This window comes from Bacillus sp. RO2, assembly GCF_012911845.1.
In the GTDB taxonomy this organism is placed as follows: Bacteria; Bacillota; Bacilli; order Bacillales; family Bacillaceae_I; genus Sutcliffiella_A.
Genome location: NZ_JAAXCU010000051.1, coordinates 40,338 through 67,253, shown reverse-complemented (window position 1 = coordinate 67,253; position 26,916 = coordinate 40,338). Strand labels below are relative to the sequence as shown.

Annotated in this window: 25 protein-coding genes and 1 other annotated feature; of the genes, 23 read left to right on the top strand and 2 right to left on the bottom strand. The window is 40.0% G+C overall.

Going from position 1 to position 26,916, the window contains the following annotated elements:
- Nucleotides 1-526: 526 nt before the first annotated feature.
- The 22 genes from yqfC (at nt 527) to HF078_RS17330 (ending at nt 22,633) form a co-directional block, all read left to right on the top strand.
- Nucleotides 527-811, top strand: coding sequence for a sporulation protein YqfC (yqfC, locus tag HF078_RS17435; RefSeq protein ID WP_060665060.1), 285 nt, complete (start codon nt 527-529; stop codon nt 809-811).
- Between the two features lie 16 nt (nt 812-827).
- Nucleotides 828-2,015 carry a sporulation protein YqfD gene (gene yqfD / locus HF078_RS17430; RefSeq protein ID WP_169292298.1) on the top strand — a complete coding sequence of 396 codons (1,188 nt, stop codon included), beginning with the start codon at nt 828-830 and terminating at the stop codon, nt 2,013-2,015.
- 3 nt (nt 2,016-2,018) lie between these two features.
- Nucleotides 2,019-2,984, top strand: a complete 966-nt coding sequence (locus HF078_RS17425) for a PhoH family protein (RefSeq protein WP_169292297.1) — start codon at nt 2,019-2,021, stop codon at nt 2,982-2,984.
- A gap of 78 nt (nt 2,985-3,062) precedes the next feature.
- Complete coding sequence (locus HF078_RS17420) at nt 3,063-5,276, top strand: HDIG domain-containing metalloprotein (RefSeq protein WP_169292296.1); 2,214 nt, start codon at nt 3,063-3,065, stop codon at nt 5,274-5,276.
- Nucleotides 5,273-5,746, top strand: coding sequence for an rRNA maturation RNase YbeY (gene ybeY / locus HF078_RS17415; RefSeq protein WP_205831674.1), 474 nt, complete (start codon nt 5,273-5,275; stop codon nt 5,744-5,746). Before HF078_RS17420 ends, ybeY begins: the two co-directional genes overlap by 4 nt.
- Nucleotides 5,667-6,122 carry a diacylglycerol kinase family protein gene (locus HF078_RS17410; protein ID WP_481748028.1) on the top strand — a complete coding sequence of 152 codons (456 nt, stop codon included), beginning with the start codon at nt 5,667-5,669 and terminating at the stop codon, nt 6,120-6,122. Before ybeY ends, HF078_RS17410 begins: the two co-directional genes overlap by 80 nt.
- A gap of 310 nt (nt 6,123-6,432) precedes the next feature.
- Nucleotides 6,433-6,831 carry a cytidine deaminase gene (locus HF078_RS17405; RefSeq protein WP_060665055.1) on the top strand — a complete coding sequence of 133 codons (399 nt, stop codon included), beginning with the start codon at nt 6,433-6,435 and terminating at the stop codon, nt 6,829-6,831.
- Nucleotides 6,824-7,741 carry a GTPase Era gene (era, locus tag HF078_RS17400; protein ID WP_169292295.1) on the top strand — a complete coding sequence of 306 codons (918 nt, stop codon included), beginning with the start codon at nt 6,824-6,826 and terminating at the stop codon, nt 7,739-7,741. The genes HF078_RS17405 and era overlap by 8 nt, the downstream gene beginning before the upstream one ends.
- A 149-nt stretch (nt 7,742-7,890) precedes the next feature.
- Entirely contained in the window at nt 7,891-8,031 is a 141-nt protein-coding gene (locus HF078_RS17395; protein ID WP_169292294.1) for a YqzL family protein, read from the top strand.
- 111 nt (nt 8,032-8,142) lie between these two features.
- Entirely contained in the window at nt 8,143-8,919 is a 777-nt protein-coding gene (gene recO / locus HF078_RS17390) for a DNA repair protein RecO (protein WP_169292293.1), read from the top strand.
- A 40-nt stretch (nt 8,920-8,959) separates the two neighbouring features.
- Nucleotides 8,960-9,136 (top strand) — a binding site (T-box leader).
- Nucleotides 9,137-9,407: 271 nt separating this feature from the next.
- On the top strand, nt 9,408-10,295 hold the full coding sequence (gene glyQ, locus HF078_RS17385; RefSeq protein ID WP_148987640.1) for a glycine--tRNA ligase subunit alpha: 888 nt from the start codon (nt 9,408-9,410) through the stop codon (nt 10,293-10,295).
- The gene (glyS, locus tag HF078_RS17380; protein ID WP_169292292.1) at nt 10,288-12,369 is read left to right on the top strand and encodes a glycine--tRNA ligase subunit beta; all 2,082 of its coding nucleotides are present in this window, start codon (nt 10,288-10,290) and stop codon (nt 12,367-12,369) included. The genes glyQ and glyS overlap by 8 nt, the downstream gene beginning before the upstream one ends.
- Before the next feature lie 221 nt (nt 12,370-12,590).
- Nucleotides 12,591-13,220 carry a transcriptional regulator CcpN gene (gene ccpN, locus HF078_RS17375; protein ID WP_082380827.1) on the top strand — a complete coding sequence of 210 codons (630 nt, stop codon included), beginning with the start codon at nt 12,591-12,593 and terminating at the stop codon, nt 13,218-13,220.
- Between the two features lie 14 nt (nt 13,221-13,234).
- Nucleotides 13,235-14,044: a pyruvate, water dikinase regulatory protein gene (locus HF078_RS17370; protein ID WP_060665049.1), complete on the top strand. Its 810-nt coding sequence runs from the start codon at nt 13,235-13,237 to the stop codon at nt 14,042-14,044.
- A 462-nt stretch (nt 14,045-14,506) separates the two neighbouring features.
- On the top strand, nt 14,507-14,983 hold the full coding sequence (locus tag HF078_RS17365) for a YaiI/YqxD family protein (RefSeq protein WP_169292291.1): 477 nt from the start codon (nt 14,507-14,509) through the stop codon (nt 14,981-14,983).
- A 25-nt stretch (nt 14,984-15,008) separates the two neighbouring features.
- Entirely contained in the window at nt 15,009-16,823 is a 1,815-nt protein-coding gene (gene dnaG / locus HF078_RS17360) for a DNA primase (RefSeq protein ID WP_169292290.1), read from the top strand.
- A 45-nt stretch (nt 16,824-16,868) separates the two neighbouring features.
- Complete coding sequence (gene rpoD / locus HF078_RS17355) at nt 16,869-17,993, top strand: RNA polymerase sigma factor RpoD (protein WP_060665046.1); 1,125 nt, start codon at nt 16,869-16,871, stop codon at nt 17,991-17,993.
- A 127-nt stretch (nt 17,994-18,120) separates the two neighbouring features.
- Nucleotides 18,121-18,648, top strand: coding sequence for a hypothetical protein (locus HF078_RS17350; RefSeq protein ID WP_169292289.1), 528 nt, complete (start codon nt 18,121-18,123; stop codon nt 18,646-18,648).
- A 148-nt stretch (nt 18,649-18,796) separates the two neighbouring features.
- Nucleotides 18,797-19,936: an acyl-CoA dehydrogenase family protein gene (locus HF078_RS17345; protein ID WP_169292288.1), complete on the top strand. Its 1,140-nt coding sequence runs from the start codon at nt 18,797-18,799 to the stop codon at nt 19,934-19,936.
- 382 nt (nt 19,937-20,318) lie between these two features.
- Nucleotides 20,319-20,693 (top strand): cytochrome c550, encoded by a 375-nt coding sequence (gene cccA, locus HF078_RS17340; RefSeq protein WP_168862492.1) that lies wholly within the window; start codon nt 20,319-20,321, stop codon nt 20,691-20,693.
- Nucleotides 20,694-20,808: 115 nt separating this feature from the next.
- The gene (locus HF078_RS17335) at nt 20,809-21,528 is read left to right on the top strand and encodes a tRNA (adenine(22)-N(1))-methyltransferase (protein ID WP_169292287.1); all 720 of its coding nucleotides are present in this window, start codon (nt 20,809-20,811) and stop codon (nt 21,526-21,528) included.
- Nucleotides 21,515-22,633, top strand: a complete 1,119-nt coding sequence (locus HF078_RS17330; RefSeq protein ID WP_169292286.1) for a Nif3-like dinuclear metal center hexameric protein — start codon at nt 21,515-21,517, stop codon at nt 22,631-22,633. Before HF078_RS17335 ends, HF078_RS17330 begins: the two co-directional genes overlap by 14 nt.
- 806 nt (nt 22,634-23,439) lie before the next feature.
- Here the strand turns inward: HF078_RS17330 and HF078_RS17325 are convergent.
- Complete coding sequence (locus HF078_RS17325; RefSeq protein ID WP_169292285.1) at nt 23,440-24,390, bottom strand: 4-hydroxy-3-methylbut-2-enyl diphosphate reductase; 951 nt, start codon at nt 24,388-24,390, stop codon at nt 23,440-23,442.
- 112 nt (nt 24,391-24,502) lie between these two features.
- Nucleotides 24,503-25,255, bottom strand: a complete 753-nt coding sequence (locus tag HF078_RS17320) for a YqfQ family protein (RefSeq protein WP_240951787.1) — start codon at nt 25,253-25,255, stop codon at nt 24,503-24,505.
- Between the two features lie 289 nt (nt 25,256-25,544).
- On the opposite strand from HF078_RS17320, the gene HF078_RS17315 reads away from it, so the two are divergent.
- Nucleotides 25,545-26,852, top strand: coding sequence for a DEAD/DEAH box helicase (locus tag HF078_RS17315; RefSeq protein ID WP_169292284.1), 1,308 nt, complete (start codon nt 25,545-25,547; stop codon nt 26,850-26,852).
- Nucleotides 26,853-26,916 lie beyond the last annotated feature (64 nt).

Genomic DNA, 26,916 nt, shown 5'->3' with positions numbered 1-26,916 from the left:
CTTCATAATAACTAGCTCCTTCCGTAATGTAGCTCTGATTTGGTTTGGTTTTTCCAGTAAACATTCTAACCAAATTAACCTACGATTTTACGAGTAAGGAGCTAGTTTCGTTCATGATAACTCGGCTAGCGCCTGCGGGGTCTCACCTGTCCCTTCCTCCCGCGGGCGTCTACGCGCCTTCCACTCCAATCAACAAGGTGAGTTCATTCAATATAGGTTAAAAATTCCTTCTAAACAAATTATCTGAAAAAGCATTAACAAATCTTAACGTAATTTCTAGCTGTGGATTGGAGCAAATGGCGGAGACTCCAGCGGGGAAGTAACGGTAGCTTGAGACCCCACAGCGCAGCGAGGAGGCTCAAGCACCGTCCCGCGGAAAGCGAAGCCATTTGCGGAAAGGAACAGCGGCTATTATTCAAAAACAAATGGTTATTTCAAAAGGGTAGGACGGCTTTACCCGATTATTAAAATTCTGTATTAAACCCTCAAATTCTTTCATACATATGAAAGGAAAGGGGGTTTTTCCATGCTCAAGAAGTTTCGTTCCCGCATGAATAATTGGATCACCAACAATATGGAATTACCCGCAGATGTCATGATGGATCTGCCGCGAATTACAATGATTGGACAAATACATATATATATTGAAAATCACCGAGGTTTATTAACGTTTACCGATAAAGAAATTCGATTGTTATTGAAGCAAGGACAGCTGCTTGTTAAAGGAGAGTCTTTTGTTATCAGGACCATCTTACCAGAAGAAATTTTACTTGAAGGAAAAATTAGTCAAGTGATGTATCTGGAAGAATAATTTTAGGAGGATACGCATGAAGAATCAATGGATGAATTTTTTTTCTGGTACCGTAAAAATAATTATTCATGGTAAAGGGGTAGAGAGATTCCTTAACGACTGCACAAGAAGTGGGATACAGGTATGGCAAGTGAAGAAGATGGGAGAAGAGGCTTACACATGTCATGTGCTTCTGAAAGATGTCCGTAGACTGAGGAGATTAATCAAAAAACAGGATTGCAAATTCCGTTTTCTTACGAGAAAAGGATTGCCATTCTTAACTCAATACTCCCTAAAGAACAGTGGATTGATAGTTGGAATCATAGCCGCTTTCCTTACCGTTTTCTTATTATCTAATATGGTCTGGAGTATTGAAATCAAAGGAGCAGAGCCTGCAACAGAGCATAAGATTATGCAAGAATTAGACAAGCTTGGTGTCAAAAAGGGCAAATTTCAATTTTTCATAAAAGATGTGGAAAGTATTCAACGCTATTTAACGGACACAATAAGTGAAATAACTTGGATTGGCGTGGTATTAAATGGGACATCCTACCATTTTGAAGTGGTAGAGAAGAATGAACCAGAAAAGTTGGAAGCATTGTCCCCGAGAAGCTTGGTGGCAAAGAAAAAAGCAATGGTAGCAAAGATATACGTTGAAAAAGGACAACCACTCGTTCAAGTGAATGATTATGTGGACAAAGGGCAAGTGTTAGTCTCTGGATTGATTGGGAGAGAGGATAACAAAAGATCAATTGCGGCTGTTGGAGAGGTTTTTGGTGAAACATGGTATCTTACTAGTGTGGATGTACCAATTAAGACCACGCTCCCTGTATTGACTGGAGAAGCTTATAATAAGCATTTTCTGAGGGTGGGAAAAATGAATATACCGGTATGGGGTTTCTTCCAAGAGGATTTCGAGCGACAGGAGGAATATGAAGCGGAGCGTCCTTTCTATTTTTGGAAGTGGAAATTACCAATTTCCTATGTTGGAAAGACTGTCCACGAACAAGAGATTGTGGAACGGATTTATGATGACGAGGAAGTCATCGAGCAAGCTCTGGAGATCGGAAGAGATCAGGTCCTTTCCAATCTTGGTGAAGATGCAGAGATAAAAGGTGAAAAAGTTTTGCGCACTCATAAGGAGAATGGTAAAGTAAGTGTAGATATACATTACCAAGTCATTGAAAATATTGTAAAAATCGAACCAATTATTCAAGGAGACTAATGAATGTCAGAAGAACTAGTGATGATGAATCAACAACTAAATAATCCAAATGAAGCAATTGCTCTTTTTGGGAATCAAGATGTCAACCTGAAGAGAATTGAAGAAGAATTGAACGTATCTATAGTGACACGCGGAGAAACAGTCAATGTATCCGGTGATGTCAAACAAGTAGAAATGGTCGATAGCGTCATACAAAATTTATTAGAAGTTATACGTAAAGGCATTACAATCAGTGAGAGAGATGTCATCTATGCCGTTCAGCTTGCTAAGGAAGACAAGATGCACTCTTTTCAAGAACTATACGATGAAGAGTTAACAAAGAATGTAAAAGGGAAGTCTATACGCGTAAAGACATTAGGACAAAGACAGTATGTTTCTGCAATCAAGAAAAAAGATCTTGTTTTCGGAATTGGTCCTGCAGGAACAGGGAAAACATACTTAGCCGTGGTTATGGCAGTTACTGCTTTAAAAAACGGGCAGGTGAAACGGATTATTCTTACTCGCCCTGCTGTGGAAGCTGGGGAGAGCTTAGGTTTTCTGCCAGGAGACTTGAAAGAGAAAGTGGATCCATATTTACGACCGTTATATGATGCGCTGCACGATGTATTTGGTTCAGAACATACCCAGAGGTTAATAGAAAGAGGGACCATTGAAATTGCTCCCTTAGCTTATATGAGGGGCCGTACATTGGACGATGCATTTGTCATTCTCGATGAAGCGCAGAATACAACAGCAGCCCAGATGAAGATGTTCCTAACAAGACTTGGGTTTGGATCGAAAATGGTCATAACGGGTGACATATCCCAAGTGGATTTGCCGAAAGGAATGAAGTCAGGCCTCGCAGTAGTGAGGGATATCTTGAAAAATACATCAGGCATTCAATTTATCGAACTCGAACAATCAGATGTCGTCCGTCATCCTTTGGTTGCGAGAATTATTGATGCCTATGAAAAGTTGGAATCAAAATAAAGCCCCTTTATTGGGGCTATTTCACTTGTAAAGGATTTTATTTTTGGGGATGTCGTTTATGGAGGGAGTCAAAATACAGTGAAAAAGAAATCGAAATCCTGGAAAATTTCTTTTCAACACTTAAAGGCTTTTAAGTTTTACCATGTCATTATTTATGTGCTGTTGGGACTCATCATGTTTGGTATTATGTTTAGTAATGTTAAGCCTGAGAAGATAAATGTACAACTATTCAGCACTGCTGAAAAAACGATTGTGGCACCTCACAGTTTTGAAGATAGAGAAGCTACAGAATTATTAAGAAAAGAAGCAGCAGATAAAGTTCCTGATCAATTTATTAGAGACAAGGATAAAGTGTATCAGCAAATTGCAAGAGTTGAGAACTTTTTTGAAGTGCTGATCGATACGAAAAACCAGATTGCGGAGCTCGAAAAAGTTCCGGAAAGTTCACCTCCTCCTGAGGGAGAGACAGACTCCTCGGAGACCGAAGAAGTACCTGAGTCGATTACGCTGACAGATGCGGAAAAGTTAAAACTCCTAAAAGAAGCACTTGAAGGACAAGTCCCAGATCGTTGGGAGAAAGAGCTGGAAGATGAAAATCTACTCTTCCTGCTTGGTTCTAAGGAAGCTGATCTCACAAGATATAAAAACGCATCAGTTACAGCAATCAATAACGCCATGTCTAGGGATATACATACAACAGAAGACGCAAGTGAAGCAAAAAACCTTGCGAGAACGGAGCTCTCACAATCTGGCAATGTGCCAAGTGTTATTATTAATATTTCTAGCATTTCCGTTATCCAAAATGTAATTTATGATTCTGCGCAAACGCAGGAAAAAAAGCAACAGGCAATTGACGCTGTGGAGCCTGTACGAATTTCACAAGGTGATACACTTGTAAAAGCTGGCCAATTTATTGACCGTGAAACATATAGGCTTCTAACCGCAGCCGGATTTGTCAATCAATCTGACAATGTGGCACCGTATGCTGGATTATTAATCATAATTGGTTTAATGATTTTTGCGCTCGTGTATTTGTTTAAAAACATTGATACTTCAATCCACAGTAAAAATACGTATTTAACCATGTATTTATTGATTTTTTCTATAACGTTAATCTTATTGAAAATCTTTAGTTTCTTTCAAACCCTTAATACGACTGAAATTGGTTATATTGCCCCGGTTGCAATGGGTGCCATGCTGATAAAAATGCTGATTAACGATCGCATTGCTATATTTTCGAGTATTATTTTTGGGATTTGTGGAAGTTTTATTTTTAATATGGTTCCAGGAGCCATGAACTATACAGTAGGGTCATACCTGATTATTTCGGCTGTGGCATCAGTATTGTTCTTAAATCAGCATAACAGACGACTTACGATACTCCAGACAGGACTCTTTGTTTCATTCATTAACGTCGTTACGGTCATTGCGTTGATTTTATTGACAAACAGAGATCTAACTGGCATGAACGAATTATTAGAACTTGGTATTAATGGGACAATGGCAGTCGGTTCCGGAGTGGTTTCCGCTGTTCTTACTATCGGAATTCTCCCATTCTTTGAAGTGGGCTTTGGAATGCTATCAACCATGAAGTTGCTTGAGCTATCCAATCCGAATCATCCATTGCTGAGAAAAATTTTAATGGAAACTCCAGGCACGTATCACCATAGTGTGATGGTGGCCAATCTATCGGAATCTGCATGTGAAGCAGTTGGCGCTAACGGACTGCTTGCAAGGGTTGCATCTTATTATCATGATATAGGCAAAACAAAAAGGCCACATTATTTTATTGAAAATCAAATGGGAAGAGCGAATCCTCATGATAAGCTTCCCCCTCAGACAAGTAAGAATATTATTATTGCCCATGCAACGGACGGAGCTCAAATACTCAAGGATCATAATATGCCAAAAGAGATCGTCGATATTGCAGCACAGCATCATGGTACGACGCTATTGAAGTTCTTCTATCATAAAGCAAAAGAACAAAACGAAAATATTAAAGAAGAAGAGTATCGCTATCCAGGTCCAAAAGCTACCTCCAAGGAAGCAGCAATCGTTGGGACTGCCGACAGCATAGAAGCGGCGGTAAGGTCATTGAACAATCCGACACCCGATAAAATTGAAACAATTGTAAAGGCTATTATTAAAGACCGTCTTCAAGATGGACAATATAGTGACTGTGATTTGACATTCAAGGAACTTGAAGAAATCGGCAAGTCCTTCTGTGAAACATTGCAAGGAATTTTCCATTCAAGAATTGAGTACCCGAAAGGAGAGGAAGAGGAATCATGATAGAAATCGATATGTTAGATGAAACAACAAGACTGACAGATGAACAGTGGGCTGATATAAAAAATTTATTGATATTTGCTGCTGAAAAAGAGTCTATTCAAACCGGTGCTGAACTCTCCGTGACATTTGTGAATAATGACAGAATTCAGGAGATTAACCGAGAATATCGTGACAAGGACCGGCCTACAGATGTCATTTCTTTTGCGATGGAAGAGATGGGAGAGGGAGAAATCGAAATCCATTATGATGAAGATGCACCTCGTATGCTTGGAGATATCATCATCTCCATACCAAAAGCAGAAGAACAAGCAGAAGAATATGGCCATTCCGTAAAACGGGAGCTCGGATTTCTTGCCCTGCATGGCCTATTGCATTTGTTAGGTTATGATCATGAAAACGAAGCAGATGAAAAAGTTATGTTTGATAAACAAAAAGAAATCCTGGATGCCTATGGACTCACGCGATCGTAACCGAAAAGGATATCGAGGGTCATTTACTTCTAGTTTTTCCTATGCGTTTGAGGGGCTAATGTTTGTCCTTCGAACGGAAAGAAATATTAAGTTTCATGTTTTTATAGCTATTATAATGATTGGAATGTCATTATTTTTTCAGATTACAAAAGTGGAGTGGCTCATCCTGTTTCTTGTAATCGGTGGGATGTTTGTCATTGAAATTATTAATACGGCTATCGAAAATGTAGTGGATCTTGTGACAGAGGAGTATCATCCTCTTGCAAAAACTGCAAAAGATGTGGCTGCTTCTGCGGCCTTAGTTTTTGCTTGTATCTCTGTTATAATTGGTGTAATCTTATTTAGCCCTTATATTACAATTTTTTTGAATAAGTGAATTTACTATAACTCCTGTTTCCTTCCGTTCCAGGTGATCGCTTTCCGCGGGACGGTGCTTGAGCCTCCTCGGCTTTGCCTGCGGGGTCTCAAGACTACCGTTTCTCCCCCGCAGGAGTCTCTCACCTTGCACTGCAGTCAACAGATGGATAAGTATTCAATATTTGGTCAAAAATAAATTATCACAATCAAATCACTAAATAAATTGAAAATTTAAAATTTTTTAAAATTTAAGGGTGATTTAAAAAGCGATTTGAGGTAAAATATAAGTAACGCGCACCCGAAGCTTACAGAAGAAAGGAAGAGTAACTGTGAACATCGAAGCTTTAATCCAAGAAGCAAAAGCAGCAAGAGAAATGGCTTATGTACCCTACTCCAAGTTTAAAGTAGGCGCGGCATTATTAGGTAAAGACGGGAAAGTCTATCGCGGATGCAACATTGAAAATGCTGCATATAGTATGTGTAACTGTGCAGAAAGAACAGCGCTTTTTAAAGCGTATTCAGATGGTATCAAAGAATTTGATGCGATTGCTGTTGTAGCCGATACGAAACGACCTGTTCCACCTTGTGGAGCTTGCCGTCAAGTAATATCTGAGCTATGTGCACCTGAAACGAAAGTAATCCTGACAAACCTTCACGGTGATATACAGGAATTAACAGTAGCTGAATTACTGCCTGGAGCTTTTTCACCGGAGGATCTGAATGCATAACAATACAACTACCAATTATAAATCAGGGTTTGTCTCCATTATTGGCAGGCCAAATGTTGGAAAATCAACATTTTTGAACAGAGTAATCGGCCAAAAAATTGCGATAATGAGTGACAAACCACAAACAACTCGAAATAAAATTCAGGGCGTATATACGCAAAACGATGCACAAATTGTTTTCATCGATACACCAGGCATTCATAAACCAAAGCATAAACTTGGCGATTTTATGATGAAGGTGGCGCAAAATACGTTAAAAGAAGTTGATCTAGTTCTATTTATGATCAATGCAAAAGAAGGTCTAGGAAAAGGCGATGAATTTATTATTGAAAAATTGAAGGAAACTTCAACTCCGGTTTATTTGGTAATAAATAAAATTGACGAAGTACACCCAGATGACCTGTTACCCTTGATGGAAACCTATAAAGCGTTGTATCCTTTCAAAGAAATAGTTCCGATTTCTGCTTTACAAGGTAACAATGTAGAAGTTCTATTAGAACAAATTAAGCAATTCCTTCCAGAAGGCCCCCAATATTACCCGGCCGACCAAGTTACCGATCATCCTGAGCGTTTTATTGTTGCTGAGCTAATCAGGGAGAAAGTGCTTCATCTGACAAGAGAGGAAGTTCCACACTCCATTGCTGTAGCAATTGATTCCATGAAGAAGCGAGAAAACAAGGACATGGTCGATATCCAGGCTACTGTCGTAGTGGAACGCGATTCACAAAAAGGGATTGTCATCGGCAAGCAAGGAAAAGTCTTAAAAGAAGTGGGACAAAAAGCCAGAGTGGACATTGAAGCATTGCTAGGATCCAAGGTGTTTTTGGAACTGTGGGTGAAAGTCCAGAAGGATTGGCGTAATAAGCAGTCGCAACTTAGAGATTTTGGTTTTAATGAAGACGAATACTAATTCAGAAAGACGAGCGGAATTATAGTCAATTCGTAGCATTGAATTTACAAAATTTATCTAACATGTTTTGACCCTTCTACGGTCATCATAGTCATATAGGAATTGGATTAGGCATGCTGGTCTTTACTACAGAAAGGGTGGAGTTTACAATGTTGGATTTTACCTGGAAGGTCTTTAAAGAAACAGGTAATATTGATACCTATCTTCTTTTCAAAGAGCTTGAGAAAGATAATGGCGATTTACCCGAACAGACAGAAGAGCTAGCGAATCGTGACTTACCAATTTCATAATGACAGATGACCATTTAATAAGGCAGTTTACTCACGTAAGTGTTGTAGATTGCCTTTTTATTTTGTAGAACGTACAATTAATAAAACCCAAAAAAATGGACGGTGTACAATTTGCTACATAAATGTGAAGGCATTGTCATTCGAACAAATGCCTATGGTGAAAATAATAAGATTGTTACCATCTACTCAAAAGAGCTTGGAAAAGTAGGGGTAATGGCAAGAGGTGCCAACAAGCCTAGCAGCCGATTTACCGCTGTCTCCCAGTTATTTTCCCATGGGACCTTTGTCTTCCAAAGGGGAACAGGACTAGGAAGCCTCCAGCAAGGTGAAATCATGGAATCCATGAGATCTATTCGAGAGGATATCTTCCTGACAGCCTATGCTTCTTACATCGTAGAATTGATGGATAGAACCACAGATGAAGGGAAGCGGAATCCGGCACTTTATGAGCTTTTATACCAAGTGCTTCACTTTATTGATGATGGGTACGATGCAGAAATATTGACGTTCATTTTTGAAATGAAGATGTGTGATGTCATCGGAATTACGCCGGAATTAAATCGCTGTGCTTCTTGTGGTGCAACAGAAGGAACCTTTGCTTTTTCTATAAAAGAAGGAGGATTCCTTTGCAACAGATGCTTTCACAAGGACCCATACCTAATAAAAGTCTCTCCAGCTACCTTGAAACTATTACGGACATTTTACTATTATGAGCTGAATAGAATTGGAAACCTGTCGCTAAAAGAAGAAACGCGAAAAGAGCTGCGATTCATTATTGATGAATATTATGAAGCGTATTCTGGGATAATGTTAAAATCCAAGCGCTTTCTGAAGCAAATAGGTTCATTGAAAGCAAATCTTCCTGAAAAAAAAGAAAAACCTGATTGACTTTGCAAAAGAAATCATTTATTATCCAATTACATTCATAAAGATTGCGTTGAAAGAAAGTAGTACTTATCAAACTCGATTAAAGCGAACCTAGGGTGGTGTGAGCTAGGGAATCAAGAGATAAGGAAGGCGTTCTGGAGCAATACGGATAAAGTGGTAAAAAGGCATCCCTTTTTACAAATAGGGTGGAACCGCGGGAGAATCTCTCGTCCCTATGCTGACAACAACCGTTGGCATAGAGAGACAAGAGGTTCTCCCTTTTTGTCCTCCAGCCAACATCTGAAAATCTGAAGTAGTGGTGACTTAAAGATGAATAAGTTTCCCTGTAGATTGAAGTGCAAGGTGTGAGACTCCAGCGGGGGATTAACGGTTGCTTGAGACCCCTGAAGCGTTGTGAGGAGGCTCAAGCACCGTCCCGCGGAAAGCGAACACCTGGAACGGAAATCGAAAGGAGTCACCAGCAAAACTTAAAAAAGGAAGGTGTCAAAATGAACATCCAAAACATGATCCTGACCCTACAAAACCACTGGTCAGAACAAGGCTGTATCCTCATGCAAGCCTACGACGTAGAAAAAGGTGCAGGAACAATGAGCCCCTATACATTCCTAAGAAGCATCGGCCCAGAGCCATGGAACGTAGCATACGTTGAACCATCCAGAAGGCCTGTAGACGGCCGTTACGGCGAAAACCCAAACCGCTTATACCAACATCACCAATTCCAAGTAATCATGAAGCCATCACCAGACAACATCCAAGAACTATACTTGGAATCACTTAAGAAACTAGGAATTGACCCGCTTAAACATGATATCCGATTTGTAGAAGATAACTGGGAAGCTCCAACACTTGGAGCTGCAGGTCTTGGCTGGGAAGTTTGGCTAGATGGAATGGAAATTACGCAATTCACGTATTTCCAACAAGTTGGCGGAATTGAATGCAAACCGGTATCTGTAGAAATCACTTATGGTATCGAACGCCTTGCCTCCTATATTCAAGACAAAGAAAATGTATTTGACCTGGAATGGACAGAAGGTTTCACCGTTCGTGATATTTTCCTTCAACCAGAATATGAGCACTCTAAATATACATTTGAAACATCTGATCCTGATATGCTGTTCTCTTTGTTTGATATCTATGAAAAAGAAGCACACCGCCAGATGGACCACGGTCTTGTTCACCCGGCATACGATTATGTATTAAAATGCTCCCATACATTCAATCAATTGGACGCTCGCGGTGCTATTTCTGTTACCGAACGAACTGGTTATATCGGTCGAGTAAGAAACCTGGCACGTAAAGTGGCAAGAACTTTCTATGAGGAACGAGAAAAGCTAGGTTTTCCAATTTTGAAAAAGGAGGAGAGTACCAATGAGTAAGAGAGATTTTTTATTTGAAATCGGATTAGAAGAAATGCCGGCTCGCTTTGTAACGGATTCTATGAATCAGCTTCAAGATAAAGTGAAATCTTGGCTTGAAACGAACCAACTGGTCTATGATAATATCCAAGCTTACTCTACTCCAAGAAGGCTTGCAGTTCTGGTTGAAGGCCTAGTAGAAAAACAAGAAGATGTTACCATAGAAGCGAAGGGTCCTGCCAAAAAAGTTGCCCTTTCAGCTGATGGTGAATGGTCAAAGGCCGCTCAAGGTTTTACTAGAGGGCAAGGACTAACAGTTGAAGATATTTATTTTAAAGAAATCAATGGTGTGGAATATGTGCATGTTAAGAAGCATGTAAAAGGAAAAGAAACGAAAGAAATTCTTGGCAGCATTGCTTCTGTTGCTACTAGCCTGCACTTTCCGAAGAATATGCGCTGGGCTGATGAAGAACTAAGGTATGTTCGACCAATCAAATGGTTAATTGCTCTTTTTGGCGAAGAGATTATTCCGGTAGAGATTGCAAAGGTTAAGGCGGACAGAGTATCTACAGGGCATCGTTTTCTTGGTGGTCAAATCGAATTAAAAGATGCTGGTAGCTATGTGGAAGAGTTACTTTCTAACTATGTAATTGTTAATGCAGTGGAACGAAAAGAAGCGATTAGGAAACAACTATCCATCATAGGAGAAGAAAATGGTTGGAACATTCCTGTGGATGAAGACCTTCTAGAAGAAGTGAACAACTTAGTAGAGTATCCGACGGCATTGTTTGGAACGTTCGAATCTGACTATCTATCATTGCCTGAAGAAGTATTAATTACTTCAATGAAAGAACATCAACGTTATTTTCCGGTAAAAAGTGAAGCGGGAACGCTTTTGCCTTATTTTATAACTGTACGAAATGGTAACCACGAGAACTTAGATAATGTTGCAAGAGGAAATGAGAAAGTCCTGCGAGCAAGACTATCTGATGCTGCATTCTTCTCAAAGGAAGATGAAAAGCTTGTAATAGACGATGCGATTAAAAAGTTGGATAAAATTGTATTCCATGAAGAAATTGGAACAACCGGCGATAAAGTGAGACGTGTTCAAGCCATTGCAGCTGAGCTGGCGCAAATTGTGAATGTGAACAACGAAACGCAAAAACATGTTGAACGTGCATCATCTATCTATAAATTCGACCTCGTTTCCCATATGGTCTATGAATTCCCTGAGCTCCAAGGTATCATGGGGGAAAAGTATGCATTGGCTAAAGGGGAAAGTCCAATCGTTGCTAAGGCGATTAATGAGCACTATATGCCACGATCAGCAGATGACAAGACCCCATCTTCTGATGTAGGTGCAATCCTAAGCATCGCAGAAAAGATGGATACCATTGTTGGTTTCTTTGCTATAGGAGTTATTCCTACAGGGTCTCAGGATCCTTATGCATTAAGACGCCAAGCATCGGGAATTATCCAGACAATCTTGAACAAAGAGTGGACCTTCTCTTTGGAAACATTTATGCACACAGTTGTTGAACGCTATGTTGAAAAAGGTATTGCAAAGAAAGATGCAACTCTGATCATGGAGGACCTCTTAGTATTCTTCAAATTACGACTTAAGAACAATCTTTCCGAGCGTGGCGTAAGATATGACATTGTGGATGCGCTTTTAGAGCTGCCACTTGAGAATGTTTGTTCCACAGTAAAAAAAGCAGAAACGCTTGAATCAAAGAAAAACGAAGCAGACTTTAAAGAAACGATGGAATCATTAAGTCGTGTTTGCAACATTGCCAAGAAAGCAACTCTTTCTGCTGAAATTCAAGAAAACTTACTAAATCAAGAGCAAGAACAAGAGCTTTATAAACAATTTAACAACAAAAAAGATCTTGTGCTTCGTGCTGCAGCAGAACAGGATTTCTCCGTAGCATATGAGGAACTGGCTTCCTTAAAACCTGCTATTGATGCCTTCTTCGATAACATCATGGTTATGACAGATGATGAAGCAATTAAGACAAACCGCCTCGCCCTTATGGATGATATGGCAAAAGTTATATCCATTTTCGGAAATGTAAATGGCATCATTGTTAAGTGATAAAAAAAGACAAACATATAACCCTATGGTAAAATAGTTAAACACACAAAAGAGGCTGACTAATGCATTCCTCACAATATTTAGTCAGCCTCTTTCCAATTCTTCTGTTTATCAGTATAATTAGTATATAATATTTACATATACAGTATGTCACAAATAGAAAAGCGGAGGGCACCCGTACAGCGAAGTGCACCTTATAACCCATTAGGTGGTGAACAAAAATCGAACTGAATAAGCGGCAAGAAACTATTTTGCAAATAGTCAAAGAACAAGGACCGATTACCGGAGAAGCAATAGCAGATCAACTAAACTTGACCAGGGCAACCCTTCGTCCCGATTTAGCTATTTTGACCATGGCCGGATATTTAGATGCCCGTCCTCGAGTTGGTTATTTCTACACTGGAAAAACAGGATCGCAACTTTTATCCGATAAAATAAATAAAATCCAAGTGAATGACCATCAGTCCATACCGGTAGTTGTCCATGAAAGTGTTTCCGTTTATGACGCAATCTGCACCATGTTCCTAGAAGATGTGGGAACCCTTTTTGTAGTGGACAACTTCTCTATCATAGTGGGTGTGCTCTCAAGGAAGGATCTCTTAAGGGCCAGTATTGGTAAACAGGAGCTCACTTCTATACCGGTTAATATCATTATGACTAGAATGCCTAATGTAACGTACTGCTTTAAAGAAGACTTGATCATTGATGTAGCAAAAAAACTGATTGAAAAACAAATAGATGCTCTTCCAGTCGTTAAGCAAACGGATAAAGGTTATGAAGTAATCGGTAGAATTACAAAAACTAACATTACTAAAGTGCTGGTTGCCTTGGCACACGATGAAATTATCTAGATTGGAGGAGAATCATGGAGAAGCGTACCGTATATATCGTATCTGATTCAGTCGGAGAAACTGCAGAGTTGGCAGTTAAAGCGGCTATCAGCCAATTTAATGGGGCGAACTTCCATCTCAAACGAATACCTTATGTAGAAGACATTGCAACATTATCGGAAGTAGTCTCTATTGCAAAACTTAATCAAGGTATTATCGCCTTTACACTTGTTGTCCCTGAAATGAGGAAGCACCTTGTAGAATTAGCAAAAATGGAAGGCGTAAAGGTTTATGACATCATCGGACCTCTTGTGGACTTGATGGAGCAGGAATACGGAGTTAAACCTAAGTATCAACCTGGGTTGGTAAGGCAATTGGATGATGATTATTTCAAAAAAATCGAAGCAGTAGAATTTGCTGTGAAATATGATGATGGTAGAGATCCAAGAGGTATTATTAAAGCAGATATTGTATTAGTGGGGGTTTCTAGAACGTCTAAAACACCATTATCCCAATACCTTGCCCATAAACGCCTAAAAGTGGCAAATGTACCAATCGTTCCAGAGGTAGACCCACCAGAAGAACTTTTTAAAGTGAATCCTGAAAAATGTTTCGGACTTAAGATCTCGCCTGAAAAGTTAAATGATATCCGAAAAGAAAGGTTAAAAGCATTGGGGCTGAATGATAAAGCTGCCTATGCAAACCTTGAAAGAATAAAAGAAGAGTTGGCATTTTTTGAAACAATTGTAAATAAAATAGGTTGTGAAGTGATAGATGTTACGAATAAAGCCGTCGAAGAAACGGCCAACCTTATCTCGAACATTTATAATAACCGACTAAAGTAAAGAGCGCTTATAGGAGTGCTCTTTTTCTAAAGAGAAGAAAGTTATAATTCTGTTGATTTCCGTTTCAGGCGCTTCGCTTGCCTGCGGGAGATTGCGCAAGGTGTAGACCCCGCAGGCTTGCCGAGGAGGCTCTCGTCAGCCCTTAGGAAAGCGAAGCCATTTGCGGAAATCAACAGCGACGATTAAAGCAATCGACTATAAGGACCGGGCGGTTTTTTGCCCAGTTTTTTTATGATTTCACATTACTCATTATTCGATGTGAAACAGTAGTCAATTTGAAAAGTTTATATTATAATAAAAAATTGTGATAAAAAATTCCTCGATAGGGTTTAGAGTGGTGGATTATCGAATAAACTAAAAATAGCAATAAGTCAAGGGCAATATAACAGTTTCGTTCGACAACTACAAAAAAACATATCGAAAAAAGAAGGTTTTTGGGAAGGGATGTAGAAACCATTTAACATGCAAAATAATCGCAAACCTATTATTTTGGTGGACGCAGATGCGTGTCCTGTTAAAGAAGAAATAAGTAGAGTAAGTCATACATATAAAATTGATGTGTGCTACGTAGCTTCTTACTCCCATGTCATGACCAATCAAACAGAAGGAAATTGGGTCTATGTGGATGATGAAAAAGAATCTGCTGACCTTTATATTTTGAATCATGCAAAGAAGGATGATGTAGTAGTCACTCAAGATATTGGTCTAGCAAGCATGCTTGTGTCCAAAAACGTTTATGTTCTCACTCCTCGTGGAAAACAGTATGAAGAGAGTGAAATGGAATTGAGCTTGCATATGAGATTTTTATCTGCGAAAGAACGGAGAAAAGGGAACTATTCCAAGGGTCCAAAAGCTTTTTCAATGAAAGACAGAGAAAGATTTGTTCAATCACTTAAAAAAACTTTGTCGAAAATTGCAGGAATTTCCGAATTGAGATAGAAATAGTAAGTCACGGAGTGTTGTTATGAATTATCGAATTCCTGAACAAACCATTGATCAAATTAGACAATCTACTGACATTGTTGATGTAATAAGTGAATATGTGCAATTGAAAAAGCAAGGTCGCAACTATTTTGGACTTTGTCCCTTTCATGGGGAGAGTACTCCTTCTTTCTCTGTTGCCCCAGACAAACAAATCTATCACTGCTTTGGTTGTGGTGCCGGCGGTAATGCTTTCAATTTCGTCATGGAGATCGAGGGTGTCAGTTTTGTAGAAGCTGCCCAAAAACTTGCCAAGTCCTCCAATGTAGAAGTGGAAGTACCGGAATATACTGCAACAGAACAATCGGGCCAATCAAAAGAAACGAAATGGATGATGGATGCACATTTGCTTTTGCATAAATTTTACCATCATTTACTGTTAAATACAAAAGAGGGCCAAGAAGCATATGATTATGTGACAGGAAGAGGATTTACCGACGAAACGTTAAAGAAATTCGGCGTTGGCTATGCACTTAACAGTTGGGACTTTGCTTTAAAGTTTTTGACGAAAAGGGGCTACAACCAACAGCTGTTGGAGAAGGCCGGCCTTTTAATTGAAAAGGAGCATACAGCTGAATATTTTGATCGTTTCAGAAACCGTATTATGTTTCCGATCCACGATCATAAAGGGAATGTTATTGCCTTTTCTGGAAGAGTGCTTGGAGAAGGTGAACCGAAATATTTAAATTCACCAGAGACCCCACTATTTAATAAAAGTAAAATTCTTTACAACTTCCATCAGGCACGTCCTCATATAAGAAAGCAGGAACAGGTTATCCTTTTTGAAGGATTTGCCGACGTCATTGCTGCAGACTCAGCGGGATTACCTAATGGAATTGCAACGATGGGAACATCCTTGACTGAAGAGCAGGCCCGAATCATAAGAAGGCATGTTGAAAATGTCACCATCTGTTATGACGGAGACAATGCAGGAATTGAAGCAGCCTACAGGGCAGCGAACATCCTCATTCAACAAGGTTGTTATGTAAGAATTGCCATGATGCCAGATAAAATGGACCCTGATGACTATATCCGTAGTAAAGGATCAGACTCATTTAAGCAGGATATAATAGGGGCAAGTTTAACGTTCATGTCATTTAAGCTCAGGTACTTACGCAAGGGCAGGAATATGAAAGACGAAGGCGAACGGATGCGGTATGTGGAAGATGTTCTAAAAGAGATTAGCATGCTGTCTAAAGCGGTTGAAAGGGATCATTATCTTCGTCAGTTATCAGATGAATTTTCCATCTCTTTGGAAGCTTTAAAACAGCAGCAGTTTCAAGTATATAAATCTTTAATACAAAAAAAGGATTATAACGAACAGAATAGAATAAATATACCTAACAAACCCAAAATCTTTACGCAAGCGCTAAAACCGGCTTATTTAAATGCAGAACGCTATTTGCTGGCACATATGCTCAAAGATAGGGGAGTATCTGAAAAGGTGCAAGCTTCCATTGAAGGCTCCTTTATCATAGAAGAACATCGTGCGATTGCCACCTATCTATATGCTTTTTACGAAGAAGGGTATGAGCCAAATATCAGTATTTTCATGGAGCGTATACCTGAGCAATCGCTCAAGAAAATTGTTTCTGAACTAGGTATGCTAACACTTGAAGAAGAATTAAGTGATGCAGTGCTACATGATTATATGAAACAGGTGTTTAATTATCCAAAATTGTTAACAATAAAAGAAAAAGAACAAGAAAAGAAACAAGCAGAAGCACAAAACGATTATCTTGGTGCTGCACAAATCGCGATGGAAATAATCCAAATGAAAAAAGAGTTAAAACAATAAATATACCTCTTTATCGCGTTCAATGTTGGAAGGAGGGGACAGTTGATGGCTGAAAAATCAGCACAATCAAAAGAGATGGAAACAGAATTGACCATCGAACAAGTAAAAGAACAACTCACCGAAGTAGGTAAAAAGCGTGGTGTCCTAACGTATGAGGAGATAGCCGAAAAAATGGCTGGCTTTGAAATAGAGTCCGATCAAATGGACGAATACTACGAATATCTTGGTGAACAGGGTGTAGAAATCATCGGAGAAACAGAATCTGATGATGACCCGAACACTCAGCAACTTGCGAAGGAAGAAGAGTTTGACCTGAATGATCTAACTGTACCGCCTGGTGTGAAGATCAATGACCCTGTAAGAATGTACCTGAAAGAAATTGGCCGTGTGGATCTTCTCTCTGCTGAGGAAGAAATCAGTCTTGCAAACCGAATTGAAGAAGGTGACGAAGAGGCGAAACGTCGTCTGGCAGAAGCTAACCTTCGTCTAGTTGTAAGTATTGCTAAGCGTTATGTGGGCCGTGGAATGCTGTTCCTTGATTTGATCCAAGAAGGTAATATGGGTCTGATTAAGGCAGTAGAAAAATTTGATTATCGTAAAGGATTCAAGTTTTCTACATATGCGACATGGTGGATTCGTCAAGCGATTACCCGTGCAATTGCTGACCAAGCGAGAACAATTCGTATACCTGTGCATATGGTGGAAACCATCAACAAACTTATCCGTGTTCAACGCCAACTGTTACAAGATTTAGGCCGCGAACCATCTCCGGAAGAAATTGCAGAAGACATGGATCTGACACCGGACAAAGTACGTGAAATTCTCAAAATTGCCCAAGAGCCTGTTTCTCTTGAGACACCAATTGGTGAAGAGGATGATTCACATCTTGGAGACTTTATTGAAGACCAAGACGCAACATCTCCTTCTGATCATGCGGCATACGAATTATTGAAAGAACAATTGGAAGATGTTCTTGATACACTTACTGACCGTGAAGAAAATGTATTAAGACTAAGATTCGGCTTAGATGACGGACGCACTCGTACTCTAGAAGAAGTAGGAAAAGTATTTGGAGTAACCAGAGAGCGTATCCGACAAATTGAAGCAAAAGCTCTTCGTAAGCTGAGACATCCTAGCCGCAGCAAACGTCTGAAGGATTTTCTAGAATAGAATCAGGCATATGGAAATAGTTTGCTTTTTCTTGAAAAGAGTAAGCTATTTCTCTTTTTTTGCAATTCAATACTTTTACAATATTCAGTTTTTAATATCTACACCTGTAATGGGAGTGTTAACAAAAGTGAATAAACATCGAAAAGAAACCATTATTCAAGAAATTGACTATTGGAAAAGAAATCGTCTCCTACCAGATCAATATTGTGACTATCTGTTGGCGCTATATACAGAAGGAGAAGCTGTAAACCAAACCGTTAAAGGAAGCAAAAGGTTATTACCTCTCTTTTTTGCATGTCTAATTTTTCTACTCGTTCCGATAACATTTCTTGTCATTTATTTTACTGAAATGCCAGTTCATTTGCAAATGCTCCTGGTAACTTTTTTCGTTCTTCTTTCTATATTCGGATATTTTATTTTTCGAAAAGAAGAATCTTACATACATATACCAGTCTTTGTACTCGCAATACTCATGCTTATTCTTTCCATAAAATTAATTGAACTTTTATCTTTTCAATTGCCGTTAACCTTTATTATTATCACCTTCCAGACCCTTCTATGGTTTATTATAGGCTTTATAAAGAAATGGTACTATTTAAACATTTCTGCGATCATAACGGTGGTTTTACTAGTTGCAAATATTATTTTAATGTAACTTATTGATTATTTAGTTATTTTTAAAAGTTGTGAAAATTCCCTTATATCTATTATAATACAAATGAAAGCGTATTCAATGTATTGTAGGATGGAAGAAAAATACTAGCTCTTGCTAATGTTTTCCAAACAACAAGGGGGGAAAGATTTTGAACTTTGATTTAACGGCAGAACAAGCGATGATTAAGAAAACAATTAGAGAGTTTTCAGATGAAGTGGTTGCACCGGGGGCTCTCCAACGAGATCGGGATAAAAAATTCCCTGTTGAAGTGTTTCAACAGTTATCACAATTAGGCATGATGGGACTTCCTTTTCCAGAAAAATATGAGGGAGCGGGCGCGGATACAGTTAGTTTTGCCATTGTCGTTGAAGAATTGAGCAGAGCTTGTGGATCCACTGGTATCACTTATTCTGCTCACGTATCACTAGGTGGGGCACCATTAAACCTGTTTGGCACAGAAGAGCAAAAGCAAAAATATCTCGTACCAATTTGTACAGGAGAATCACTAGGTGCATTCGGGTTGACCGAACCTAATGCTGGTTCTGATGCAGGTGGTACCCAGACAACTGCTGTAGAAGATGGTGAGGATTTTATCATTAATGGTAACAAATGTTTCATTACCAATGCCTCCTACGCCAAGCATATGGCATTAACGGCTATCACCGATAAAAAAGGAAATGAAAAAGAAATCTCTGCTGTCATCGTTCCAACAGATGCTAAAGGGTTTCAAGTGATTGATAACTATGAAAAAATGGGGCTTAATGCTTCCAACACAACGGAACTTGTCCTTGAAGATGTTCGTGTACCCCAGGAAAACCTTTTAGGTAAACGCGGGGAAGGCTTCCGACAGTTCTTAATCACACTTGATGGTGGCCGCATCGGAATCGGTGCTATGGCTGTGGGGATTGCTCAGGCAGCTTTTGAGCGAGCGCTCGCTTACTCTCAAGAAAGAAAACAATTCGGCCGTTCTTTATCAAGCTTTCAGATTAACCAATTTAAACTGGCAGACATGGCCATGAAACTCGAACTTGCCAGAACGATGGTTTATAAAGCTGCCTGGTTAAAAGATCAGGGAAGACCATTCTCCAAAGAAGCATCCATGTGTAAACTATATGCATCAGAAGTGTGCATGGAAATTGCAGATCAGGCTGTACAACTACATGGGGGCTACGGGTACATGAAAGAATACCACGTAGAACGTTTTATGCGTGACGGAAAATTGCTAGAAATCGGAGAGGGAACCTCAGAAGTACAAAGAATGGTCATTGCAAGATCTTTGGGAATATAGTAAACGGGATTTCTAGCTGTTGATTGGAGTACAGGGCGTAGACTCCAGCGGGGGAGTAACGGTAGGTTGAGACCCCGCAGTGTAGCGAGGAGGCTCAAGCACCGTCCCGCGGAAAGCGAAGCCCGGTGCGGAAATCAACAGCGGCGTTTATCGTATTCAAAATTATTTTTCCAAAAACACATCACTTTTCCTATTTTGAGGTACAATATAAACATCAAATACAAAAACCTTCATCTATCCTGATGAAGGTTTTTGTCTAAACTGTGAATTTAAGAGAGAAGTTGGCATTTAAGTCTTTTCCTATAGTAAAATATAAAGTAAAATAGAGAGTGCTTGTATAAGATAAGAAACACGTACATGTACATAAGGAGGTTTGAATAGCATGAATCGTAATCCGCTTATTCCTTTTGCATTTATCGCGGTATTAGGTCTTGGACTAATGTTCCTATTATCTTTCGTTGGACTTGATCAGGCTGAAAAAATTGCATCCGGTGAAGACGAAACTGTAGAATTGTCTGCAGAAGAGCTTTACCAACAAAACTCTTGTATCGGCTGTCACGGCGGTAACTTAGAAGGAGCAGGCGCTGCACCTGCATTAACAGATGTTGGTGACCGTCTATCCCAAGAAGAGATTCAAAACGTTATTGTTAACGGACAAGGCGCTATGCCTGCTGGTCTAGCTACACCTAAAGAAGCTGAAGTTCTTGCTGAGTGGCTAGCAAACGGCGCTAAAAGTGAAGAAGAGGGCGAACATTAAGATTTGTTTTTTTAGAAAAATGATACACATATAAAAGATCCTTTGCATTTGTGAAGGATTTTTTTTTATACTTGTTACAAAGGAATTCAAATACATAAGTAAAGAGGAAAAAGACATGAATGAATTAAAACTCTCAAAACGTTTAGAAGCAGTTGCTTCTTTTATTCCCAAAGGCAGTGTATTGGCTGATATTGGTTCAGATCATGCTTACCTGCCTTGTTATGCCTATTTGCAGGGAATGATTGAAAGAGGTATTGCCGGAGAAGTGGTAGAAGGTCCCTTTCAATCTGCTATTCAGCAGGTTCGTAAAACGGAATTAGATAAGGTGATTGAAGTGAGAAAAGGGGATGGGTTGGAAGTAATCTCTCCAAATGAGGTTACATGCATCACCATTGCTGGAATGGGAGGGACTTTAATTCAGTCCATCCTTGAAAAAGGAAAGGATAAACTAGCGGGAGTTCAAACGCTTATTCTTCAACCTAATATAGGTGCAAAAAAGATCAGGGAGTGGCTTCTTGAAAATGGATGGGAACTTGTTGCAGAACAAATTCTGCTTGATGATGGTAGGATCTATGAGATTCTTGTGGCAGAACGTGGAGAAAGTGAAAAACCATACTCGGTAAAAAAAGAGACGTATCTGCTTGTTGGCCCGTTTCTTGCAAAGGAACGAAATGATGTATTTGTACAAAAGTGGACACATGAGCTTGCGCATTGGAAAAAAATAGTGGCGCAGCTCGATTCAGCTGGACACACGGAGGCGAATGAACAGAAAAGAAAAGAGCTTACGGAAAAAATTAGACTGGTAGAGGAGGAACTGGGTTTTGAAAACAGTTAATGGCTTGCAGATTATCGAATGGTTCGAACAGTTCTCCCCTAAAAAATATGCAGTCGAAGGGGATAAAATTGGGCTTCAGATTGGTACTTTGAATAAGCCGATTCAAAAAATAATGGTGACACTTGATGTGCTTGAAGAGGTGGTAGACGAGGCAATAGATCAGAATGTTGATTTGATTATAGCCCATCATCCGCCAATCTTCCGCGCGCTTCCTACTGTTACGGATAATTCAGCTGCCGGCAAAATTGTCACTAAATGCATCAAGCATGATATCAGCGTATATGTGGCACATACAAATCTTGATGTAGCTCAAGGTGGCGTGAATGACCTGCTAGCTGAAGCTCTAGAGCTTGAGGATGTAAACGTATTGGTACCGACTTTTCAAGAGGAACTTCGAAAACTGAGCGTGTTTGTTCCAGTTTCTCACGCAGAAACGCTTTTAGATGCTCTAGGGGAAGCTGGAGCAGGACACATAGGAAACTATAGTCATTGTTCCTTCACAACCGAGGGGGAAGGGCGTTTTATTCCTTTAGAAGGGACAGACCCTTTTATCGGGAAAAAAGGTCAGCTTGAAAAAGTAGAAGAGATGAAGGTTGAGACAATATACCCGATTTCAATTGAAAGGCGTGTTTTGAAGGCTTTGTTTAAAGCTCACCCATATGAGGAAGTAGCTTATGATATTTACAAGCTAGAAAACGAGATGAACTCCCTTGGTTTGGGGCGCGTTGGAAAGTTAAAGTCAGGAATGTCGCTTGCTGATTTTGCTTCTCATGTAAAAAAAGGGCTTGAAGTGGAACATGTCCGTGTGGTCGGTGATTTAAACAGTGAGATTAAGAAAGTAGCGGTATTAGGCGGAGACGGAAATAAATATATCCATGCTGCAAAGTACGCCGGAGCGGATGTATATGTGACGGGGGATCTATATTTCCATACCGCACATGATGCTATGGCAATTGGATTGAATGTGGTCGATCCTGGGCATTACGCGGAGAAGATTATGAAAAAAGGGGTCGCACAGCGATTAGCAGAGGTAGTGCAGGAGAAAAATTGGGAGCTTGAAGTTATAGTTTCTGAGACGAATACAGATCCGTTTAGATTTATGTGATGTTTGTTTAGAGAAACGATCCTTTGTGGTTCGTTTCTTTTTTTAGGGAATGGGGTTTCAATGTCCTAATAGTTTCAGTGAAGGGTGGAGAGAAGGAGTCTCTCTGCCCGAAAAGCTTTTGGGGGAGGGAAAACGGTAGGAGAGAAGGAGTCTCTCCGCCCGAAAAGCTCCTAGGAGAGGTAAAACGGTAGGAGAGAGGGTGTCTCTCCGCCCGAAAAGTTTTGGAGAAAGGAAAAATGGTAGGAGAGAAGGGGTCTCTCTGCCTGAAAAGTTCCGGGGAAATGTGTAACGGTAGGAGAGAAGGCGTCTCTCCGCCCGAAAAGTTTTGGGGAAAGGAAAAACGGTAGGAGAGAGGGAGTCTCTCCGCCCGAAAAGCTCCGGGGAGAGGAAAAACGGTAGGAGAGAAGGGGTCTCTCCGCCCGTAAAGTTTTGGGGAAAGGAAAAACGGTAGGAGAGAAAATACCCTCATGCCCGAAACTCCTTGGTAAAAGCAATAAAGGTAACATAGAACGGTTCTATACGCCCGAATCCCTTCGCCAAAAGCAGTAAAGGTAACATAGAACGGTTCTATACGCCCGAATCCCTTCGCCAAAAGCAGTAAAGGTAACATAGAACGGTTCTATACGCCCGAAACCCTTCGTAAAAAGCAGTAAAGGTAACATAGAACGGTTCTATACGCCCGAAACTCTTCCACAAAAGCATCAAAGGTAACATAGAAGCAATATAGTTTCAATTTACGTTCGGAATCTTAAGCCTCCAACCATCCTCCAAAAAAAACACCCTCCAAAAAGAGGGTGCTGTCAACCTTATGAAGTTTTCGCCTTCTTCACTTTCGGCAAAATCTTTTGCAAAGGTACATTCTTCGTTGTCTTCCAAGTATCTTTATTCAACGGATCAAATTGCTCCACAAACTGTATAACTTCCTTTGTGATCGGAGTTGGTGTAGAAGCACCTGCTGTAACTGCAACCGTACTAGCATTCATCAACCATTCTACATTTAACTCGCTGATATCGGAAATTCGGTAGGCAGGAGTTCCGGCAATTTCTTGAGAAACTTGAGCCAGTCTGTTGGAGTTGTTGCTTTTCGGATCTCCAACGACTATAGTTACATCGGCTTGTCCCGCTTGCTCTGCCACCGCTTCTTGTCTTACTTGTGTAGCAAGGCAAATTTCTTTATGTTGTTCGACATGTGGGTATTTCTCTTGAACCTTAACCATGATGTCGGCTACATCCCACTGACTCATAGTAGTTTGGTTGGTGACAATAATCTTCTCACTATCAATCGACAATGCTTCCACGTCATCAAGCGTCTCCACTAGATGCACGATGGAAGGAGCAACTCCTACAGCACCTTCTGGCTCAGGATGTCCTTTTTTACCGATGTAAATAACTTCGTAGCCTTGTGCTTCTTTCATGCGGATCAGGTCATGGGTACGGGTAACATCCGGGCAAGTCGCATCAATAGTGGTTAATCCTTTTTCCTTTGCACGAACCTTCACTTCCGGTGAGACACCATGGGCAGTGAAAATAACGGTACCTTCGTTAATCTGATCAAGGATTTCAAGGCGGTTCGCACCGTCCAATGTGATGATTCCTTCTTCTTCAAACGCGTCTGTAACATGTTTATTATGAACAATCATACCTAAAATATAGATTGGTCGTGGCAATGTTTTATCCAATGCTGCATTTCTTGCAATCACCATAGCATCGACTACACCATAGCAGTAGCCACGAGGGGCGATTTTAATAAGTTCCATATAGGGATAACCCTCCTTACATCAAATAAGAGAGTGATAAACACTCTCTCACTACTTACCATCTATTATAGTATAAATAAGAAGGTTAGTACAAAAGAAGATATTAGGAACTTCAGATATAAAGTTTAGGTGCGGAACCGCCTGCTGGTTTTTCCTTTTCCTCGGGCTCTGTGGGAGTGGAAGTGGAAATGGAAGTAGGCTCTTTTTTGGCCTTCTTCACTTTTTTCTTCTTATTGCTTTTCGGTGTACTCTCACTCTCACTTTCAACCTCTTCCGTTTTTGCTTCTTCCGTTGACTCGTTATCTGTATCACCGTCATCATCAACATTTTTCAGTTCGTTGTATAGCTTTAGCATGGCAGGCATATTCCTTACTAGAGGTCCATATTGCTGAACCATCGGCATGACACCTTCTGCCATTTTTAACGCTTTTTGAACATTTCCAAGCATGCCTGTCAGGTTGTTTGGATTGATGAGTTGCTGAAGGGTTCCTGCATTCGCAAGTTGACCTAGTCCTCCACCTGCGCCTGTATTGGCCAGTTGACCAAGTCCACCCATGTTTCCGATGCTTCTAGCTCCTGTTCTTCCAAAGAGTTTGGCAAGCAGTCCTCCGCCACCTCCACCGCTATTTCCGCCGCCTAATAAATCCATTCCTCTTCCTGCGCCGCCACCCATAAATGGTGAAGATGAATTTCTCAACATTTGAGTAGGCATATTGGACATGTTTGAATTGGGCATATTAAACATATTGAACATGTTATTCTGCGGCTGTTGCATTAACGAAGAGGGACCTGGACCCATGCGGAATGGGGAAGGCCGCATTTGTTGCTGCATAGGTGGCATTGATCGATTCGGTCCAAAAAACATGGTAATCCTCCTTTCTTTCGTGAAAAGTTATCATTTTTTAAAAATGCCGGAATTTAAGTAGCTTTTCTGGTCTCCTATAATTTATGCGGATAGTGCTTGGAATGTTTATTGTCTGGAAAGAATGGGCACAACCGTAGTGTAGCCAAAAAACCAAAACTCCTTTATAATAGTTGTTTGGGGTTAAACAGAACGTATCGGAACGCGAATAACTCATAAATGAAAATAGAAACTTTAAAATAATGACATAGATACATATTCCATGCATGATTTTAAAAATGGAGGTAAATACATGAATACTACGTTTGAAAAATTTAATTTAAAACCGTTCATACTAGAAGCGGTAAAAGAACTTAGATTTCAAAAGCCGACAGAAGTACAAGAAAGAATGATTCCTTCTTTATTAAACGGAGAAAGTGCCATTGGACAGTCTCAAACAGGAACAGGGAAAACACATGCTTACCTGATACCAATTTTGAGCAAAATCGACCCATCTGTACAGGAAGTACAAGCTGTTATTACAGCACCTACAAGAGAGCTTGCTAATCAAATTTACCAAGAAGTATTGAAGATCACTAAATTCTGTTCTGGTGAAGACATGATTACTGCACGTTGTTATATTGGGGGTACGGACAAACAACGGACGATTGATCGTCTAAAACAACAGCCGCACATTGTAGTCGGAACTCCTGGCCGTATTAAAGATTTAATGGTAGAGAATGCACTTTTAGTTCATACTGCCAGATCAATTGTAGTCGATGAAGCCGACCTTATGCTCGATATGGGTTTCATTGAAGATATTGACAAGGTTGCTGCTGCAATGCCGAAGAATCTTCAGATCATGGTATTCTCAGCGACGATTCCTGAAAAACTGAAGCCTTTCTTACGAAAATACATGGAAAACCCAAAGTACACACACGTTGCGCCAAAACAAGTGACTGCAGCGAAAATCAAACACCTGCTTATTCCGGTTAAATCTAAAAGCAAAACGAAATTATTGCATGATGTTCTAGTGCAATATAATCCATATCTAGCGATTGTCTTTACCAACACGAAGAAAAAAGCAGACGAAGTGGCAGATGCATTGCTTGAACAAGGGTTAAAGGTAGGTAGAATTCATGGGGACCTTAACCCACGTGAACGTAAAAAAATGATGAAGCAAATCAATGATTTGGAATATCAATATGTGGTAGCAACAGACCTGGCTGCAAGAGGAATTGATATTGAAGGAGTCAGTCATGTAATTAACTATGAACTTCCATCAGACCTTGATTTCTATGTACACCGCGTTGGACGTACAGCGCGAGCAGATTATTCCGGTAATGCTATTACACTATATGAACCAACAGATGAGAATGCATTATCCCAAATCGAAAAGTTGGGAATAGAGTTTACTCAGATGGACTTAAAAAACGGAGAGTTGGTGGAAATCGGCCAACGAAACAAACGTCAAAACCGTAAAAAACAAATTAATGAAATTGACGTTGCTGCGAAAACAGCTGTTAAAAAATCATCAAAAGTAAAACCAGGTTACAAAAAGAAACACAAATACGAGGTAGAGCAATATAAAAAGAGACACCGCCGCCTAAAGAAAAGATAATCATGAGCAACACGGTAACCTTTCATGGCATCCTTATGATAAAATAAAGGCTGATTGTTAAAAG